Origin of the sequence: Roseburia inulinivorans DSM 16841 (assembly GCF_000174195.1) — a bacterium.
In the GTDB taxonomy this organism is placed as follows: domain Bacteria; phylum Bacillota; class Clostridia; order Lachnospirales; family Lachnospiraceae; genus Roseburia; species Roseburia inulinivorans.
Window position 1 is genome coordinate 36,465 of the sequence record NZ_ACFY01000147.1, and the last position, 17,740, is coordinate 54,204.

At 45.0% G+C, this 17,740-nt stretch carries 17 protein-coding genes, 1 other RNA gene and 1 pseudogene; 3 read left to right on the plus strand and 16 right to left on the minus strand.

Translation table 11 applies throughout. The features are described 5' to 3' along the window. Positions 1-42: 42 nt before the first annotated feature. The 8 genes and pseudogenes from rlmN to ROSEINA2194_RS22265 form a co-directional block, all read right to left on the minus strand. Positions 43-1,086, minus strand: a complete 1,044-nt coding sequence (gene rlmN / locus ROSEINA2194_RS15330) for a dual-specificity RNA methyltransferase RlmN (protein ID WP_007889465.1) — start codon at positions 1,084-1,086, stop codon at positions 43-45. A 36-nt stretch (positions 1,087-1,122) separates the two neighbouring features. Next, positions 1,123-2,445 carry a 16S rRNA (cytosine(967)-C(5))-methyltransferase RsmB gene (rsmB, locus tag ROSEINA2194_RS15335; RefSeq protein WP_007889467.1) on the minus strand — a complete coding sequence of 441 codons (1,323 nt, stop codon included), beginning with the start codon at positions 2,443-2,445 and terminating at the stop codon, positions 1,123-1,125. Further along, on the minus strand, positions 2,438-3,145 hold the full coding sequence (locus tag ROSEINA2194_RS15340) for a zinc metallopeptidase (RefSeq protein ID WP_021923303.1): 708 nt from the start codon (positions 3,143-3,145) through the stop codon (positions 2,438-2,440). The genes rsmB and ROSEINA2194_RS15340 overlap by 8 nt, the downstream gene beginning before the upstream one ends. Positions 3,146-3,163: 18 nt before the next feature. Beyond that, positions 3,164-4,099 carry a methionyl-tRNA formyltransferase gene (gene fmt, locus ROSEINA2194_RS15345; RefSeq protein WP_007889471.1) on the minus strand — a complete coding sequence of 312 codons (936 nt, stop codon included), beginning with the start codon at positions 4,097-4,099 and terminating at the stop codon, positions 3,164-3,166. 47 nt (positions 4,100-4,146) lie between these two features. After that, positions 4,147-4,620: a peptide deformylase gene (gene def, locus ROSEINA2194_RS15350; RefSeq protein ID WP_021923305.1), complete on the minus strand. Its 474-nt coding sequence runs from the start codon at positions 4,618-4,620 to the stop codon at positions 4,147-4,149. Between the two features lie 16 nt (positions 4,621-4,636). Continuing rightward, positions 4,637-6,921 (minus strand): annotated as a pseudogene (gene priA / locus ROSEINA2194_RS15355) (replication restart helicase PriA). Continuing rightward, positions 6,893-7,441 carry a glutamate ligase domain-containing protein gene (locus tag ROSEINA2194_RS22260; RefSeq protein ID WP_252832669.1) on the minus strand — a complete coding sequence of 183 codons (549 nt, stop codon included), beginning with the start codon at positions 7,439-7,441 and terminating at the stop codon, positions 6,893-6,895. The pseudogene priA and the gene ROSEINA2194_RS22260 overlap by 29 nt, the downstream one beginning before the upstream one ends. Before the next feature lies 1 nt (position 7,442). Then, entirely contained in the window at positions 7,443-8,456 is a 1,014-nt protein-coding gene (locus ROSEINA2194_RS22265; protein ID WP_007889482.1) for a Mur ligase family protein, read from the minus strand. A 141-nt stretch (positions 8,457-8,597) separates the two neighbouring features. On the opposite strand from ROSEINA2194_RS22265, the gene ROSEINA2194_RS15365 reads away from it, so the two are divergent. Further along, positions 8,598-8,978, plus strand: a complete 381-nt coding sequence (locus ROSEINA2194_RS15365) for a putative ABC transporter permease (RefSeq protein ID WP_021923308.1) — start codon at positions 8,598-8,600, stop codon at positions 8,976-8,978. 8 nt (positions 8,979-8,986) lie between these two features. Here the strand turns inward: ROSEINA2194_RS15365 and ROSEINA2194_RS15370 are convergent, their stop codons facing one another. Beyond that, positions 8,987-9,406 (minus strand): PH domain-containing protein, encoded by a 420-nt coding sequence (locus tag ROSEINA2194_RS15370; RefSeq protein WP_007889484.1) that lies wholly within the window; start codon positions 9,404-9,406, stop codon positions 8,987-8,989. Between the two features lie 252 nt (positions 9,407-9,658). Between ROSEINA2194_RS15370 and pyrB the strand changes: the two genes are divergently transcribed. Further along, the gene (gene pyrB / locus ROSEINA2194_RS15375) at positions 9,659-10,585 is read left to right on the plus strand and encodes an aspartate carbamoyltransferase (protein WP_044928435.1); all 927 of its coding nucleotides are present in this window, start codon (positions 9,659-9,661) and stop codon (positions 10,583-10,585) included. Positions 10,586-10,670: 85 nt separating this feature from the next. After that, positions 10,671-11,108: an aspartate carbamoyltransferase regulatory subunit gene (locus ROSEINA2194_RS15380; RefSeq protein ID WP_007889489.1), complete on the plus strand. Its 438-nt coding sequence runs from the start codon at positions 10,671-10,673 to the stop codon at positions 11,106-11,108. Between the two features lie 78 nt (positions 11,109-11,186). On the opposite strand, the gene ROSEINA2194_RS15385 is transcribed toward ROSEINA2194_RS15380, so the two are convergent. The 7 genes from ROSEINA2194_RS15385 to ROSEINA2194_RS15410 all read right to left on the minus strand — a co-directional run bounded on the left by ROSEINA2194_RS15385 (position 11,187) and on the right by ROSEINA2194_RS15410 (position 17,612). After that, the gene (locus ROSEINA2194_RS15385; protein ID WP_007889491.1) at positions 11,187-11,843 is read right to left on the minus strand and encodes a DnaJ domain-containing protein; all 657 of its coding nucleotides are present in this window, start codon (positions 11,841-11,843) and stop codon (positions 11,187-11,189) included. 12 nt (positions 11,844-11,855) lie between these two features. Then, positions 11,856-12,731 (minus strand): DUF5685 family protein, encoded by an 876-nt coding sequence (locus ROSEINA2194_RS15390; RefSeq protein ID WP_007889492.1) that lies wholly within the window; start codon positions 12,729-12,731, stop codon positions 11,856-11,858. Between the two features lie 22 nt (positions 12,732-12,753). Then, on the minus strand, positions 12,754-13,149 hold the full coding sequence (locus ROSEINA2194_RS15395) for a hypothetical protein (protein WP_007889494.1): 396 nt from the start codon (positions 13,147-13,149) through the stop codon (positions 12,754-12,756). A 101-nt stretch (positions 13,150-13,250) separates the two neighbouring features. Continuing rightward, positions 13,251-14,387 carry a type IV pilus twitching motility protein PilT gene (locus tag ROSEINA2194_RS15400; protein ID WP_172727140.1) on the minus strand — a complete coding sequence of 379 codons (1,137 nt, stop codon included), beginning with the start codon at positions 14,385-14,387 and terminating at the stop codon, positions 13,251-13,253. A gap of 104 nt (positions 14,388-14,491) precedes the next feature. Then, an RNA gene (gene rnpB, locus ROSEINA2194_RS19880) (RNase P RNA component class A) lies at positions 14,492-14,867 on the minus strand. Between the two features lie 128 nt (positions 14,868-14,995). Then, positions 14,996-16,678, minus strand: a complete 1,683-nt coding sequence (locus ROSEINA2194_RS15405; protein WP_007889508.1) for a nucleoside kinase — start codon at positions 16,676-16,678, stop codon at positions 14,996-14,998. 85 nt (positions 16,679-16,763) lie between these two features. Beyond that, entirely contained in the window at positions 16,764-17,612 is an 849-nt protein-coding gene (locus ROSEINA2194_RS15410; RefSeq protein WP_007889509.1) for a VanW family protein, read from the minus strand. Positions 17,613-17,740 lie beyond the last annotated feature (128 nt).

The following is a 17,740-nucleotide window of genomic DNA, read 5'->3' on the forward strand; positions in this document are numbered from 1 at the left end:
CCGACGCACTTTATTCTATCACACGTACTGTAAAAGAACAAGTCAACTTCCCATATAACGTTTTCGAAGCTGCCCACAGGCTCCGTCAATATCTCTTCCCATCTCCCTGCGGATGGTTGCATTGATCCCGTTTTTTTCCAGTTTGTTCTTAAATTCCGTTGTCACTCTCACATCCGGCTGCACATAGTCGCGCTCCTTGATCGGATTTACCGGGATGAGGTTTACATGACAGTTGATGCCTTTGATCAGTCTGCACAGATTCCTTACATCCTCGTCCGTGTCATTCACGCCTCCCACTAAACTGTACTCAAATGTAACTCTTCTGCCCGTCTGTTCAAAGTAGTATTTACATGCATCGATCACTTCATGGATCTCATATTTATTTGCGACCGGCATCAATTCCAGCCGCTTTTCCTGCGTGGATGCATGCAGGGATAATGCAAGCGTGATCTGTAATTTTTTGTCCGCAAGTTCCCGCATACGCGGAACAATTCCACAGGTGGATACTGTCACATTTCTCTGGCTGATATTTAATCCATTTTCATCGGTCAGAAGTTCAATGAACTTTAACAGGTTATCGAAATTATCCATTGGCTCCCCGGTTCCCATCACGACCACATTGGAAACCCGCTCGCCGGTGTCCCTTCCGATCTGATAAATCTGGTCTAACATCTCAGAGGGTGTCAGTCCCCGCACAAGACCGTCTAATGTGGATGCACAGAATCTGCATCCCATGCGGCATCCCACCTGTGAAGAAATACAGACCGAATTACCATGTTTGTATCGCATGAAAACGCTCTCAATGACATTTCCGTCATCTAACAGAAACAGGTATTTCCTCGTTCCGTCGATTTTGGAGATCTGTACTGCCTCCTGTTTTATGCTGACGAGATGACTGTTCTCTTTTAACTTTTCGATCAGCGCCTTTGAGATATTGGTCATCTCATCAAAAGACGCTGCCTGCTTCACATGAAGCCACTGGTAAATCTGCTTTGCACGGAACGCTTTCTCCCCAAGCTGCTCCATGAATACAGTCAGTTCTTTCAGATTCAGCGATCTGATATCTGTCTTTTCCTTTTGATCCATAATTCTCCTTCATTCATCAGAAGTTTCGGAAGTCTCTCACGCCTTTTTCTGTAATTTTGCCAGAAAAAATCCGTCTCCATATGTTTTCTGCGGAAAAATCTGCTGCATTTTCACAAGTTCAAACTGTGGATGCTGTTTTAAGAACCATGTGACATTGTCTTCATTTTCCATTTTATCCATTGTACAGGTGGAATATAACAATGTTCCGCCCGCCTTTACATACTGACAGACAGTTTCTAACATTTTTCTCTGTAAAGAGACGAGTTCCTGCTCTGTCTGTAATGTCATCTTATATTTTATATCCGTCTTCCTACGCATGACGCCAAGCCCTGAACACGGAAGATCGGCGATCACCACATCTGCTTTTCCAATGGAAGCCTCGTCCAGAACCGTCGCATCCATCTGTACTGCACGCATATTAGAAAGCTGATGTCTTGCGATATTCTGTCTTATAAGATCTGTCTTATAATCTGTGAGATCTCTCGCCTCCACCATACCGGTTCCCCCGAGTTTTTCTGCCAGATGGACGCTCTTTCCTCCAGGCGCTGCACACACATCCATGATGTAGCTGTCTTTCACTGGATCAACCGTTTCCGCTACCATCATGGAGCTCACATCCTGCACATAAAAGAGTCCCTCACGGAAACTCTCCAATGCATTCAGATGGTCAAAACCGGAGATCATAAATGCATAGTTTAATTCCGGCATATCTGCACAGACAATTTTCTCTGTGGTAACGCCTTCCTCTTTCAACCGCATTTCCAACGCTTCCGGCGTGATTTTCAAAAGATTGGTACGGATCGTAACCGGTGCCTCCTGCAAAAATGCCTGCAACACACTTACCGTCCGCTCCATGCCATAATCGTTGATCCACTGTTTCACAATCCACTCCGGCATGGAATAATGCACGGACAGATATTGGATCTGATCTTTCTGCCCATCCGGATAGGTGATGCTGCTTAAATTGCGGCTGATATTGCGCAGCACCCCGTTCACGAAACCGCTCAAAGAACCAAACCCTTTTCTCTTTGCCAGTTTCACTGCCTCATTGCACACTGCGGAGTCCGGCACGGAATCCATATATTTCAACTGATACACGCTCATCCGCAGAATATTGCGGATGACCGGTTTCATTTTGTTTACCTTCACTTTGGAGAACCGATTGATGATATAGTCAAGCTCGATCATGTACTGGATGGTTCCCTCAGATACTCTCGTGATAAAGGCTCTCTCTTTTTTTTCCAGATACTGATACTTATCGAGCACGGAACGGATCACAAGATGGCTGTAACTGCCCTCTTTTGTCACTTCCATCAGGATCCCGAGGATCAGTTCTCTTGTATTGACAGAATCAGTCACGGTCTCTTCCTCCAAATAACAGTACCAGACGCAGTAACTGTAAAATAGCTGCAGCCGCACTTGCCACATAAGTCAGTGCCGCTGCTTTTAACACTTTTTTCGTGTATGGGAGCTCACTGTCACTCAAAATGCCCTGCTCGCCTAAAATGCGCAATGCCCTTGCAGATGCATTAAACTCTACCGGCAATGTCACAAGCTGGAATATCACTGCAAAAGAGAAGCAGATGATTCCAAGATTGATCAGAACTGCCCCTGTATTTCTTGTAAAGAATAATCCGATCAGGATCAACGGCCATGCAAGTGTGGAACCAAGATTGGCTACCGGGACAATTGCCGTGCGCAGTGTCAGTGGAAAATAGCTGTTCTGATGCTGGATTGCATGTCCACACTCATGTGCTGCAACTCCAACGGCTGCAACCGATGTGGAATTGTATACAGAATCCGAAAGATTCAATGTCTTTGCAGACGGATTGTAATGGTCGGTCAGATTTCCGGATACATGCTGGATCGTCACATCATAAATTCCTGCGGAATTTAAGATTCTCTGTGCTGCCTGTGCGCCTGTCATTCCCGATGCACTGCGGTACTGGGAATATTTATTGTAAGTTGATTTTACTCTTGCGGAAGCGATCATGCAGATCACTGCTCCGATAATCACAAGAAAATAAGTTGGGTCAAATCCGTAATAATAATATGGCATAGTAATCATCCTTTCTTATCAGCAACGTTTTAAGAAACTGCCTTCTGTCACCTGGTATCCTCTTAAGAAGGCATCCGTTGTCATTCGTTTCTTTCCTTCTAACTGTACCTCTAATAAAGCTAATACTCCATTCCCCGTCTGGACTTCCAGTTCGTCCTTTGTCACTTTTAAAATACATCCCGGAGCGGCTTTCACCTCATGGGAAATGACTTTTGCGCGCCAGATCTTTAGGTTTTTGTCATCGATCCTTGTATATGCACTCGGCCATGGATTTAAGCCGCGCACCAGACGCTCGATCACCTCTGCATCTTTTGACCAGTCGATACTTCCCATCTCTTTCTGGATCTTTCCGGTGTGGGTTGCAAGCGCGTCATCCTGAGGTGTGTAAACAGCTGTACCATTTTCAATTGCTTCCATCGTTTTCACGCAAAGCTTTGCCCCTACTTCCGACAGCTTGTCAAACAGGCTTCCGCCTGTCTCATCCTCATCCACGATCACTTCCTGCTTCATGATCATATCCCCGGTATCAAGACCTTCATCCATACGCATGGTCGTGACGCCTGTGACCTGATCCCCGTTTAACACTGCCCACTGGATTGGGGCTGCACCACGGTATTTTGGCAGCAGGGACGCATGTACATTCACACATCCGAAACGCGGCATATCAAGGATTGCTTTTGGAATGATCTGTCCAAAAGCCTCTACAATGATGATATCCGCATTGTACTGTCTTAAATATTCTACGCTTTCCTCTGCACGGATCTTTGCCGGCTGATACACTTCAATCCCATGTGCAACCGCACATTCCTTCACCGGTGTGTACTTTAATGCCTTGCTTCTTCCAACCGCTTTATCCGGCTGTGAGACAACCAGCACTACTTCATGTCCTGCTTTTATAATTTCCTCTAATGTACCCACTGCAAAATCCGGGGTTCCCATAAATATAACTCTCATGATCCTCTCCTCGCTTCCGGTTTCTTTTCTGCTTCTTCCCTCTGCGCCTATTCCTCTTCCTCATAGGTAACGTCATGAAGCTGGCCTTCCACTTTTTCCACGTAAAGATGTCCGTCCAGATGATCGATCTCGTGGCACATGGCTCTTGCCATTAACTCTGTGCCCTCAATCTCATATTCTTCCATATTTTCATCAAATGCATGCACCTTCACATAATTTGGTCTTGTAACCTGTCCGGCTTTTCCGGGAATGCTTAAACATCCCTCATCGCCGGTCTGCTCCCCGGATGTCTCCAGAATAACCGGATTTACCATCACGACCGGGCCCTCGCCCACATCGATCACTACGATTCTTTTTAAGATACCCACCTGCGGTGCTGCAAGTCCAACACCGTTTGCCTCGTACATGGTATCTAACATGTCCTCGATCAGCTCTTTTGTGCGCGGTGTCAGCTCCTTCACAGGTTTACAGATTTTTTCTAATACAGGGTCTCCCTGTACACGGATTGTTCTAAGTGCCATAATGTCCTCCTTGTTTTTAAAAACCACTCATTGGATTAAAATCAAACTGTACGACCGTATCTTTAAATGCTCTGTTATCACGCATGTAATGTTCGAGACGGTCTTTCAACTCAACCAGCGTCTGATAATCTTTTGTTTTATATAAATCACCTTTTTATAGATGTCATTCACTTTTGCCACTGCCGGATCCGCAGGTCCAACCGGGAAAACCCGTTTCTTTTTAAAATCCTCTCCCACGCGCTCCATTGCAGCTTTGATGTTCTCCTGCCAGGTGTCGATCTCCTGCACCAGAAGCTTTGCGGAATCATAAGCGGTCTGCTCCTGCTTCGATGCACATAAGATCACAAGCATGTTCCAGACCGGCGGATATAAAAGCATCCTGCGGTACTCCATCTCCTGCTCATAAAATGCTTCATAATCCTGCTCTTTTGCTGCCTGCACGCTGTAATGATCCGGCTGATACGTCTGGATTACAACCTCTCCGGGCTCACTTCCGCGCCCTGCTCTTCCAGCCGCCTGTGTCAGAAGTTGGAAGGTGCGTTCTGCTGCATGGTAATCACTGACATATAATGACAGGTCTGCCGCCAGCACACCGACTAACGTCACATTTGGGAAATCATGTCCCTTGACGATCATCTGGGTTCCGATCAGAATATCGGCTTCCTGATTGGCAAAAGCAGATAAAATCTGTTCATAGCCTTCCTTGTTCCGCGTGGTGTCCATATCCATGCGGAGCACCCTCGCCTGTGGGAAACGCTCCTTGACGATCATCTCGATCTTCTGCGTACCCGCCTTAAATCCGCTGATATACCGCGAACCACACGCCGGACAGGTTTTCGGCATCGGTATCTCATATCCGCAGTAATGACAGACCATTTTTCCTTCCGGATGCTGTCTTGTCACATGCTGGCTTAGAGACACATCGCAATGCGGACATTTTAACACATGACCGCAGGCTCTGCAAGAGACAAAGCCTGCAACCCCTCTCCGGTTGATAAAAAGCATCATCTGCTGTCCCTTTTTCAGGCGGTCCTCCATTAGCTCCTGAAGCCGTACACTTAAAATGGAACGGTTGCCTGCTTTTAACTCTTCCCTTAAATCCACGACCTCTACTTTCGGGAGTGGTTTTTCTGCTACACGGTGCTTTAACTCTAACAGCTCATACTCCCCTGTTTTCGCCTTGTAATAACTTTCCACAGACGGAGTTGCCGAGCCAAGCACGACACTCGCACCGCACATTCTCGCACGCTCGATCGCAGTCTCCCTTGCATGGTATCTCGGAAGTGTCTCACTTTTATAACTGCTCTCGTGCTCTTCATCGATAATAATAAGCCCTAATTTTGAAAAAGGTGTGAACAACGCCGATCTCGGGCCTATCATAATATCCACGTCCCCGTTTTTTGCCCGCTCAAACTGGTCAAACCGCTCTCCCGGAGACAATCTGGAATTCATGATGGAAACCCTGTCTCCGAAACGGTTGTAAAACCGCATGACGGTCTGAAATGTCAGCGCGATCTCAGGGATCAGCACGATCGCCTGTTTTCCCTGCGCTAACATATGGGCGATCAGTTCCATGTACACTTCCGTCTTGCCGCTTCCGGTCACGCCTTTGATCAGATAGGTTTTTGCAATTTTCTGATCCAGATCCCGCTCGATCGCATCCACCACGGACTGCTGTTCTTCGTTTAACGTGAGATGATACCCCTTGCTGTCTAAATGTGACACTGGGTTGCGGTAGGACCGCTCACTGACCACCTCCACGATTCCCATGGTCTCTAATGCCCGGATCACCGTTCCCGAAACATTCAGCTTCTGTGTGATCATGCTCTGATCCATCTGTGGATTCTCAATCAGCGCAGACAACAGCCGCACACGCGCCTTCTGATGTTTCCGTTCAAATTCTGCAAGTTCACTTTTGGCTTCGATTTCTGTCAGCTTCAGGCGGACGCTTTTGTGTTCCACTGCATTGCTTTTTTTCTTAATCGGAATGACGGTTTTTAACGCATGGTTCATGGTCGCTCCATAGTTTTTCTTCATCCAGCCTGCCAGTGCGATCAACTGGCTTTCAATTGGAACGCTGTCTGTCACGATCCCGATAATTTCTTTGATCTTTGCCACCTCAAACTCCGGTTCATCCGTCAGTTCCACAACATATCCCTTGATGTTGCGCTTGCCAAATGGGACATACACCTGCATTCCAAGTGTCAGTTTTTCCTTCATTGCTTCCGGAATCCTATATTGAAATGTTTTATCTAATTTTTCATTGAATATATCAACAATGATATTCGCGTATTCCGCCATCCAGCGCCTCCTGTACTATTTTTCTGTCGTCTAACGGATATCGGATTCCTTTGATCTCCTGATAACTCTCGTGTCCTTTTCCGGCTAAAACAATAATATCCCTTTTCTCTGCCATCGAAACGGCATATTCCACTGCTGCCCTGCGGTCTGAGATCTTTATGTAAGATGGCTTTTCCCCTGCACACACTGCGCCACGCAGCCCATCCTCGATCTGGTTCATGATCCGCTCCGGATCCTCCCACCTTGGATTATCCGAGGTGATAATGGTAAAATCTGCCAGTCTGCCTGCCGTCTCTCCCATCTGATACCTTCTCAAAACAGAGCGGTTTCCTCCGCATCCAAAAATCACGATCAGCCTTGCCGGTTTGAATTTTCGTAAAGTTTCGAGCAGATTCCGAAGACTCATCTCATTGTGGGCATAATCGATCAGGAACACATACCCGGTCCCAGCCGTCATGTTCTGACATCTTCCCGGCACGATCTGTTTTGCCAGCGCTGCTTTTATCTGCTCCCGGTCCACCTTAAAAATGCCCTGCCACAGAAATGGCGGCAAGCGCATTATAGATATTAAACTGCCCCGGAAGCTGCATGACGATATCCTCTCTCCGCCACTCTCTTTTTACCGTAAAATGGCTTTGTAAGCTGCCCGATTCCATCCCATACCATTCGTCCTCCGCCATCACGTCCGAAGGGTGCCGGATGGAGAAGTTCTCCACCTCGCAGGTATGTCCTGCAAGTATCTTATCCACATTCGGATCATCCTGATTCACAATGCCAATGCCACACTGCCGCATCAGCCTGCTTTTGCAGTACAGATACTCGGAAAAAGTTGCATGTTCCCCCTTTCCGATATGATCCGGTTCTATGTTCAGAAAAACGCCGATATCAAAAAAAATATCTGCCGTGCGCTGCAATGCAATGCCCTGCGAGGACACCTCCATCACACAGCAGTCACATTCATTTTCCACCATGCGGGACAGAAGCCTGTGGATCTCGCACGATTCCGGCGTGGTGTTTTTCACCGTCTCTCTCCTTCTTCCATCATAGGATTCGATTGTTCCGATCATTCCTACCCGGTAACCGGCTTCCTGCAAAATCCCCGCAGTCAGAAATGCTGTTGTCGTCTTGCCATTCGTGCCTGTGATGCCGATCATCTTCATCCGTTCTGCCGGATGATCAAAAAAAGCTGCCGAGAGCGCAGAGAGTGCTTTTCTGGTATCTCTCACTGCGACCACACAGATATTTCTGTCACGGATCAACTCATACACATTCACCTTCATATGTTCTGTCAGAATCACCGGTCCAGACCGGCTCTCGATCACATAGCGGTCATCCACAACAAGTACCGCTGCACCATGCTCCACCGCCTGTGGCACATATTCATGACCGTTGTTTCGGTATCCATTTATGCAAACAAAAAGGGAGCCTTCTTTTACTTTTTCAGAATGACAACAGATATCCGTTATCTTCCGGTCATCGTCTCCCCTTACACTTTCGTATAAAATCTGTTTTAACAGACTGCGTAATAATTGCATACTGCTCCCCTGCCTAATGGCAGAATGTACTTTTTTTATTATATGACAAGAAGGCTGATTTTACAAGTTGTCCCATTCGATTCCATGTATGAAATCAATGGATCTGTGGCATATTATAAAAAAAGACAGGAGACTTTTATTATGCGGCGAAATTTTTTTATCTGCGGACTCACGGGCTGGTGCCTTGAAATTCTTTTTACCTCCATCGGCAATTGCAGCCGGCATGACCTGCGCCTGATCGGGCAGACTTCCGTCTGGATGTTTCCCATTTACGGCATGGCATGTATCATCAAACCGCTGTACAGATACTTTAAAAAAATCCCTGCTCTCTTCCGGGGCTTTATCTATTCCACAGGTATTTTCTGTTTTGAGTACTTAAGTGGTTCCCTGTTAAAAAAACACCATCTATGTCCCTGGGATTACAGCAATGCTCCCACAAACATAAATGGTGTCATCCGTCTTGACTATGCGCCGGTATGGATGGCTGCCGGACTGATCTTTGAGAAAATCCTCTCTAAGTAAGTTTTAGATCATGAATCCAGAGCATCCGACAGATCCTGCGCAGCTCCAATGTCTAGTGTATTTAATGTGCGGCGTTTCATACGTGCCGCTTCTGATGCTTTCAAAAGATAATTTTTGACTTCCTTTGACTTTCTGATGTGGATCAGTTTCAGTTCCGCATTCGTGACATCCCCAGTGTAGCAGGTGATCGTTCCGAGCCCGAAAATGCGCTCCAACAGTGTCGTTGTCAGCTTCACATCCTGTACCTTATACATGTAACAGTCATTTTCTTCCGTCTTTAACAGACCTTGATCGATCGTCAGCATGCTTGGTGTGATCGTATACTTTGTAAACGTCCATGGCAGACCGAAAAATAATAATCTCTTCCGCTCACAGTATTTTACTTCATCCTCGTCTTCTTCATGCATTGTCCTGATATCTTCAGCCATATGATACTCCTTTTTTCTCCGGATTGCTTTTCATCCTCATGATTATTTGATTATAGCTTTTTTGCTTTCAAACTGCAATATAAAAAGCCAGCTGACGACCAAAAATTTCTGAAAATTTTATTATTTTGTACCAATATAACGTAAATAATTTTTCTCTTGAATTTGGAAAATGATTATTATATGATAGTAAAAATGCCTGAGAGAAATATCACTATTTCTTATAAAAGAGCAGGTATTTATAAGGAGGTTTATATGCGTCATTTAATGAGTCCATTAGACTTCTCCGTCGAAGAGTTAGACAAACTCTTAGACCTTGCAAATGATATCGAGAAGTTTCCTGGCAAGTATGCCCATGCATGTGATGGCAAAAAGCTTGCAACATGTTTTTATGAGCCAAGTACACGAACAAGACTTAGTTTTGAAGCTGCCATGTTAAATCTTGGTGGTTCTGTTTTAGGTTTTTCCGATGCGAGTTGTTCTTCCGCATCCAAAGGTGAAAGTGTTTCTGATACGATCCGGATTATTTCCTGTTACGCAGATATCTGTGCTATGCGTCATCCAAAGGAAGGTGCACCTCTTGTAGCCTCCCAAAAATCCCGAATTCCAGTAATTAATGCCGGCGACGGTGGTCATCAGCATCCTACCCAGACATTGACGGACTTATTGACGATCCGGTCTTTAAAGGGCAGACTGTCTAACATGACGATCGGTCTCTGTGGCGACTTAAAATTCGGACGGACCGTACATTCACTGATCAATGCCCTCATCCGTTACCCGGGGATTAAGTTCGTACTCATCTCACCGGAAGAGTTAAAGATTCCAAGCTATATCCGTGAAGATGTATTGAGAGCCAACAATATTCCATTTGAAGAGGTGGAACGCTTAGAAGATGCAATGCCGGATCTTGATATTTTGTATATGACACGTGTACAGAAGGAACGTTTCTTCAACGAAGAAGACTACGTACGTTTGAAGAATTTCTATATTCTGACCAAAGCTAAAATGGATCTTGCAAAAGACGATATGTTAGTGCTTCACCCACTCCCTCGTGTCAATGAGATCTCTGTCGAAGTGGATGATGATCCAAGAGCTGCCTACTTCCGTCAGGCGCAGTACGGCGTCTATGTAAGGATGGCACTGATCCTGACATTGCTTGAAATCGATACTGCGAAGCTTTAAATCCACTGATGCAGACTCTGAATCAGTTTTTATGGATTTTGAATATTAAGATTTTTCGTGACGTCCGTCACAGATAGGAGTACACATGTTAAATATTAGTGGTATTCAGGAAGGTTTCGTCTTAGACCATATCCAGGCGGGAATGAGCCTTCAGATTTATCATGATCTGAAATTAGACCAGTTAGACTGCACCGTTGCCATCATTAAGAATGCAAAGAGCAATAAGATGGGCAAAAAGGACATTTTAAAAGTGGAATGTCCGGTTGAGGCATTAGACTTAGATATTCTCGGATTTATTGACCACAACATCACGGTCAATGTGATCAAGGATTCCAAGATCGTAGAGAAAAAGGAGCTTCACATGCCAAAACAGGTAAAGAATGTCATCCGGTGCAAAAACCCACGCTGCATCACTTCCATCGAGCAGGAACTCGACCAGATCTTCCTTCTCACCGATGAGGCAAAAGAAGTTTACCGCTGCAAATACTGTGAAGAGAAATATACCAATCCAAACCGCAGATAAAAATACGGCACAAAAAAGTCCCCATTCAAGGGGACTTTTTTATATCGCAGATTTCATAATTTTTGTAAAAAATAATTCTTAGAATGGCCGCAGACAACAGCAGTTGCACAGCATATTCAAAAACAGGAGGCTTAAGCACCAGCTTCCGGAACTGGAATATGGTCTGTCATAATTATCACCCATGCTGGTGTACCATGTACCTCCAAATTCCAGATGTTGTAAAAACTGACGGTATTCAAAATTACTTGGCTCCATCTCGACAGCCCTTCCCGCATGCTGTTTTGCAACGATATTATTGCCGGCTCCCTGATTTGCCATTGCACTATAGTAGTACCATCGTGCGCTGCGCTCTGCAAATGGAATACCGTTCAAAACATTGAGTGCTTCCGCATAACAGCGGTTTGCGATATAATTTGCAGCCGCCTGCATCTGTGGGGAGTCATTCGCTGTTCTGTATCCCTGATTTCCACTGTAATTGTACCGATAGCTTCCACCACCTGCGGAGGAGGTGTTATATCCATAACTTCCACCAAAGCTTCCGCCCGACTGTTTTTCCTTCATGATCTGATCATAGGCCTGCTGTACTTCCTTAAACTTCTCCTCAGCCTGTGCCTTATTCGGATTGTTAATATTAGCATCCGGGTGATATTTACGGCTTAAAGCCCGATATGCTTTTTTTATCTCATCATCCGAGGCACCCGGTGAAATACCGAGCACCTGATATGGATTCATCATATAATTCTCCTGTTACTTTTTCCTGTCTTCTTTTTTTCTCTTCGTCTTTTTCTCTTCCAGCTTCTTTTTTCTAAGCTGTAAGTATTCATATCTGCTCCATACACCGGAGTAGAGAATATTCCGCAAAATATCCGCATGCAGTAAAATCGGCAGACGCTCGAATGACTTGGCACACTCCGACATCATGCTCGTCAGCAGCAATTTACAGAATGTATCAAATTCCTGATCATTTTCTTTTTCCATGTATACAAGCGGATTATAGCAGTTCTTCTTCTGGTCTGCTTCATAGTCCTCGTATGCGTCCATCAGATAAATAAACTTACCCATATAAAATCCAAGGGTACGCATCTCCTCCTGCCACTCATCCTCCCGCCAGCACATGATCTCTCCAAGCATCTCACCGGTAAGACCTGCCACAAGATCGAGATTCGTCTCTTTGTTCTTCTCTGCTTCCGCTGTCTTACGCATGAATTCTTCCAAAGCCCTTACCTGTCTTGGATATTTTGACACGATACGAGTATAATCCTTATCGAGGATTTTTACAAACGCTTTTTTCGTGTAGGATTTCTCGTCCTTCCAGTCATCTAAAAGATTCTGGTATGCCAGGATCAGGTTCATGTCTGCGGCATACTCTGTCGCCTCATTGATGTAAGCCGTCCGTTTCTTCGTCGGGTGCAGCGGACAGGTAAACTCTGTCTCGGTGTTCTCCAGTTCATACAGTCCGGTCAGCAGAACGATCAGAAATGTCAGATCATAACTTAACAGCATCTGTCCTTTTGTGCCACAATTTGTTTTGAGTTTCTGGCAGAGTCCGCAGTAATATGCCTGATATATTTTTTTACTTTCTTCCGATAGTTCTTTTTGATTGATATTGATATAACCAAACAATGGAAAAATCTCCTTTTATTTTTCAACTTTTTTTCACAAATTCTGTCCGGCATTTTGGACAGGTAATGCAGATTTTTCCTCTGCCTTTTGGCACTCTCACTTTCTGTTTACATTGCGGACATTTGTAAAATCTGTAGTTTTTTCTCTGTGCCAGATGCTTTTTGAACCGGTTCCACTTCACAGCCATCTGATATCTGTAGTTGAGATATTTCTGATTTTCTGCATATCTTGCGGAAATATTCTTCGAGAACATTCTCCATGTGGAATAGATCATCAGCGCGATCGCCAACCAGTAAAAAATGCCAAGACGGCTGAACATCGACAAAAAAAGCAATACCAGTGCAGCAATGCTCTGTGCTTTTGCCAGTTCATCCGCTCCATATCTTCCAATCATAAAACGCTGTATTTTCTCCCTCATTGTTCCGACCTCCTATCAAGTGATTTTATGTTACGCTTCAAAGGAAATCGCGTCAACACACCTATTGTCTTTTAAGAAACATTTTAGATTTCTATAATAATTTAAAATAACTGTACTTTCTGACGCATGCCCACACCATCCTGTGCATAGCAGACAGCAGTATCCGAGTCGATCATACTCTTCATATAAAGGTCGTACACGGCATCGTCCATGGAGACCATTCCCTCTTTTCTGCAGCTGCGCATCACGGACGGTATCTGGAAATACTTCTGTTCCTTTATCAGGCTTTTTATCTCCTGATTTGCCAAAAGAACTTCAAACGCCGCCACACGTCCGCCTCCATCCAGTCTCGGAAGAAGCTGCTGGGAAATAACGCCTGCCAGTACATCCGAAAGCTGTGAACGAATCTGATGCTGCCTGTGATCCGGGAAACATTCCACGACCCGTTCGATGGAAGCCACTGCATTTCTGGTTGGAAGTGCGGCAATCACAAGATGTCCCATCTCCGCCGCAGTCAGCGCAAGTGAAACCGTATCCAGATCTTCCATCTCACTGATCAGAATGACATCCATATCCTGTTTTAACGCAGCTTTTAAACCCGCTTCATAAGACCGGCTGTCAATGCCGATCTCCCGCTGCAGCACCATGGACTTTCCGCTCCGGAAAAGATACTCTGCCGGTTTTTCCAGTGTCAGGATCGACCGCTCATAATTAGAAGCAATATGGTCGATCATCGATGCCATCGTTGTTGTCCTTCCACTTCCGGATGCACCTGTCACAAGAATGAGTCCTCTTCTCTTCCCAGCCATCTGCACTGCCGACTCCGGAAGTCCAAGCATCTGCGGTGTCGGGATCTTCTCTGCGAACAGACGGACAGACATTGCACACGTTCCACTCTGCCGGAACAGATTCACGCGGACACGCTTATTGAAAACCGGGCAGGAAAATTCAACCTCTCCATTTTCTTCGAATGTTTTCTGCTGTTTTTTGTCCAGCAATTTCTCTATGAGTTCCTCCATGGAAAAAGACACGTTCCATTCCTCTGTCATATCCACAAGCCTTCCATCTATCCGGAGCAGCAGCTGCTCTTTCGGCACATAATGGATATCGGAAGCTCCTTTTTTTCCTGCCTCTTCTAATATCTTATGAAATTCCTGTAAAGATCCGGTAGTATCACTCTGCATGATCGTCCTCAACTTTCTTCTATATATGATTGCCACGATTTTTTTTGTATACACATTGCGGTGCACTTTTTGCAGGCGCAATGATAATTTCTACACTTACACCATCATACAACAATCCGGCATAAAAAAAAAGATGTCAGCTGACATCTTCTCTATCTAAAATAAGCAGGACGATAAGCCGGGTTATGTCCGTCTGCAAATGCAGACACGAATGATCATCTTTCTAGAATGACTGTTGCCAGCCATTTCAAGCGACCTACCTAAAGCTGGCGGGCCACGTCAACGCTTTTGTTCGGTCTTGCTTCGAATGGGGTTTACATATGCCCCTCCTGTTACCAGAAAGGCGGTAGTCTCTTACACTGCCCTTCCACCCTTACCAGATTCTGGTCAAGCCAGAATCGGCGGTATATTTCTGTTGCACTTTCCTTGGAGTCGCCTCCACCGGACGTTATCCGGCATTCTGCCCTGTGAAGCCCGGACTTTCCTCACCTGCGGTCTTTCGACACTTGCAGCCGCGATCATTTGTCCTACTTATTTTAAAAACTGAAAGAACGCCGCAAAAACTTTGCGACGCTCCTTAATATACACTATTCCTTTAATTTTCGCAAGAAAATTTTTTTCGCAAGAAAATTTTTTTCGCAAGAAAATTTTTTCAATTGTATTTATACATTGAAACAACTTCCGCCGATAAATTCACGCAGAATGGAATTCTGGTTGATCCCATCGCTCGGCATTGGAAGGAAATAGTCCAGGAATTTCAGCAGACGCTTTGCCTCTAAATATTCCTGGCAGTCTTTGTCAATGGCAAAAAGCAATGGTTCCGCATACATTTTAAGAACCGCCAGTTCGTAGATGAGCGCGGAGTTAAACATCACATCTGCACCTTCCTGAAATGGGAAAATATACTTTTCTTCTCCTCTGCGCACGGAATCCCACATGGCGATGGTCTCTTTTGCAGAGGTTCCGCGTGTCCGTGCATCGCGGACGATCCGTCGGATCAGTCTTCCGTCAGTCGTCGGCAGACAGTTATGTTCATCAATATTCAACTGCGTCAGCGCACTGATATAAATCTTAAACTTGCTCTCGATCGGCAGGGAATAGGACAACTTATCGTTCAGGCCATGGATTCCCTCGATGACTAACACATCATCCTTTCCCAGTGTCATAAGCTTATCTTTATATTCCCTTCTTCCCGTCTTGAAGTTAAAAATAGGAAGATTGACTGTTTTTCCTGCCAGCAGTTCATTCATGTCATGGTTGAATAATTCCACATCCAGCGCATCCAGACACTCAAGATCCAGTTCGCCGTTCTCATCCCTTGGACAGATGTCCCGATTCTTATAATAATCATCCAGTGGAAATGGATGCGGATTCAGTCCTTTTGCAGCCAGCTGGATGGACAGTCTGTGTGAAAAAGTCGTTTTTCCTGAGGAGGATGGTCCTGCGATCATAATGAATTTGCGGTCTTTTGCTGAAATGATCTCCTCGGCAAGCCTTCCGATACGCTCCTCAAACAATGCCTCCTGTGTCAGTATCATCTGCTGTGTTTTTCCGGCTGCGATCGCATCATTTAAGGCTCCGATCGTATCGATCTCAAGCATTTTTCCCCAGTCTCTGGATGTCTTTAACGTGTGGAACAGTTTTTCTGCCGGAACAAACGGTGCGACCTCTCTCGTATTTTTATCCGGGAACTGAAGCATAAATCCATCCGCATAAGGGATCACATCATAATAGCGCAGATATCCGGTCGACGGCACCATAAATCCGTAAAAATAATCCATGTAATGATCGAGTTCATAAATATTGACTCTGGAACTTCTCCGGTAACGGAACAGTTTTTCCTTGTCTGTCATTCCAAGGTCATGAAACAGTGTCACGGCGTCATCCGTATTGATGCTCTCCTTGTGGATCTCAATATCGGAAACTACCATCTGATACATCTCATTCTTTAATTTATTGATTTCTGTCCCAGTTACTTTCACAACTTCCTCTGTATCATTCTCCCACTTCACAAGTTCACAGTAATTTCCCTGTCCGATGGAGTATTTTACACGCACCGATATATTCCCTTTTCCCCAGAGATTATAGACTGCCTTCTGCATTAAAAGTGTCACGCTTCTGCGGTACGCCTTTTTCCCTGTCTTGTCTGCGGTTGTGAGAAATTCTACGGTTCCGTCTCCATCTGCACACTTATTTAATTCCCGCAGTCTCCTATTGTACAATACCAGAACAATATCATCCTGATACGCATCGCTGTAATCCTGCGCAATGCGCAAAAAACTTGTTCCTGCCGGATACTCTTTTTTCTCCCCCTGGATTGTTAACATAACTTTTTTTCCGTTCATCGTAATCCCCCTTTTCCGTGAAAACAAAATACGAAACCTAATATACTTAAGTTTCGTATTTTGCTGTTCTTATTTTTCTTAAAAATTACTGCTGGATCAATGTCACACTGACTGTACCGGTTCTTAAATCTGCTACTGCTGAAATCTGCAATGGCGTATTATAAATATTCACAAATCTTAAGTCGTAATAATTACCTGCAATTGTCGCATCTCTGCCTTCTGGAAGATATGGAACCGGGAGAGAATGTGGGTGACGCTCAGTCGCCGGGATTCCTCCGTTTAACATTGCAGAATACATGGTAGAAGATACCTGACAGATACCTCCGCCTGTTCCTGTGGAATGTTTACCACTCACATAAATTGGCGCTTCCACATAACCGTTTGCTGCCGTTCTTGGTAAGATCGTTCTGTTAAAGGAAAACTCTTCCCCTGGCTGAATGACTACACCGTTGATTCTGGAAGCTGCCACTGCAATGTTGGTTGCTCTGGAAGCTCTCGGATCAAACTTCGTTGTGCAGGAACCACGGACAATCGATGCCTGTGCTCCCTCCCCTGCCGAGATCAGTGTCGTTGCATTTCTTCCCTCTGCTGCACCGTTTGCCGCATAATGGGCACAGTAGGATGCAAGGTCATTGCCGAATGCTGCCTGAAGATCCGGGTAATTGGCTCTGTAAATTGCAACATTGAAATTAGCGCAGCCTGATCTTCCCTCATAAATGCCGGAAGATACAAAATGATTGAACAACTTCTGTGCATCATATCCAAACGCCGCCTGAAGATCCGGGTTGGAATTATAATAATATTCTGCATCAAATACTGCCTGATATGCACCTGTATTCGATGATTTCTTTGCTGCATTTGCCGTGACAGTGCTTCCGGACAACAACACCATGCACAATGCAATGGATAAAATCTGTATTACTTTCTTTTTCATAAGAAACTCCCTTCTTTGGTATCATATTATTCCAGACCATATGTTACTCTGGTAAATTATGGTAAGATAGATGTAGTATAACACTTTTAAGGATTTTCTACAATCGTTCCTTCACGATATGCCTGAAG

Excerpts from the sequence above, each read along its gene's own strand:
- rlmN (WP_007889465.1), bottom strand. The coding sequence starts at position 1,086 with ATGGATCAAAAGGAAAAGACAGATATCAGATCGCTGAATCTGAAAGAA.
- ROSEINA2194_RS15380 (WP_007889489.1), top strand. The coding sequence starts at position 10,671 with ATGTTAAATATTAGTGGTATTCAGGAAGGTTTCGTCTTAGACCATATC.
- ROSEINA2194_RS15410 (WP_007889509.1), bottom strand. The coding sequence starts at position 17,612 with ATGAAAAAGAAAGTAATACAGATTTTATCCATTGCATTGTGCATGGTG.
- def (WP_021923305.1), bottom strand. The coding sequence starts at position 4,620 with ATGGCACTTAGAACAATCCGTGTACAGGGAGACCCTGTATTAGAAAAA.
- ROSEINA2194_RS15340 (WP_021923303.1), bottom strand. The coding sequence starts at position 3,145 with ATGCCATATTATTATTACGGATTTGACCCAACTTATTTTCTTGTGATT.
- pyrB (WP_044928435.1), top strand. The coding sequence starts at position 9,659 with ATGCGTCATTTAATGAGTCCATTAGACTTCTCCGTCGAAGAGTTAGAC.
- ROSEINA2194_RS15370 (WP_007889484.1), bottom strand. The coding sequence starts at position 9,406 with ATGGCTGAAGATATCAGGACAATGCATGAAGAAGACGAGGATGAAGTA.
- ROSEINA2194_RS15405 (WP_007889508.1), bottom strand. The coding sequence starts at position 16,678 with ATGAACGGAAAAAAAGTTATGTTAACAATCCAGGGGGAGAAAAAAGAG.
- ROSEINA2194_RS15395 (WP_007889494.1), bottom strand. The coding sequence starts at position 13,149 with ATGAGGGAGAAAATACAGCGTTTTATGATTGGAAGATATGGAGCGGAT.
- ROSEINA2194_RS22265 (WP_007889482.1), bottom strand. The coding sequence starts at position 8,456 with ATGCAATTATTACGCAGTCTGTTAAAACAGATTTTATACGAAAGTGTA.
- ROSEINA2194_RS15385 (WP_007889491.1), bottom strand. The coding sequence starts at position 11,843 with ATGATGAATCCATATCAGGTGCTCGGTATTTCACCGGGTGCCTCGGAT.
- ROSEINA2194_RS15365 (WP_021923308.1), top strand. The coding sequence starts at position 8,598 with ATGCGGCGAAATTTTTTTATCTGCGGACTCACGGGCTGGTGCCTTGAA.
- fmt (WP_007889471.1), bottom strand. The coding sequence starts at position 4,099 with ATGAGAGTTATATTTATGGGAACCCCGGATTTTGCAGTGGGTACATTA.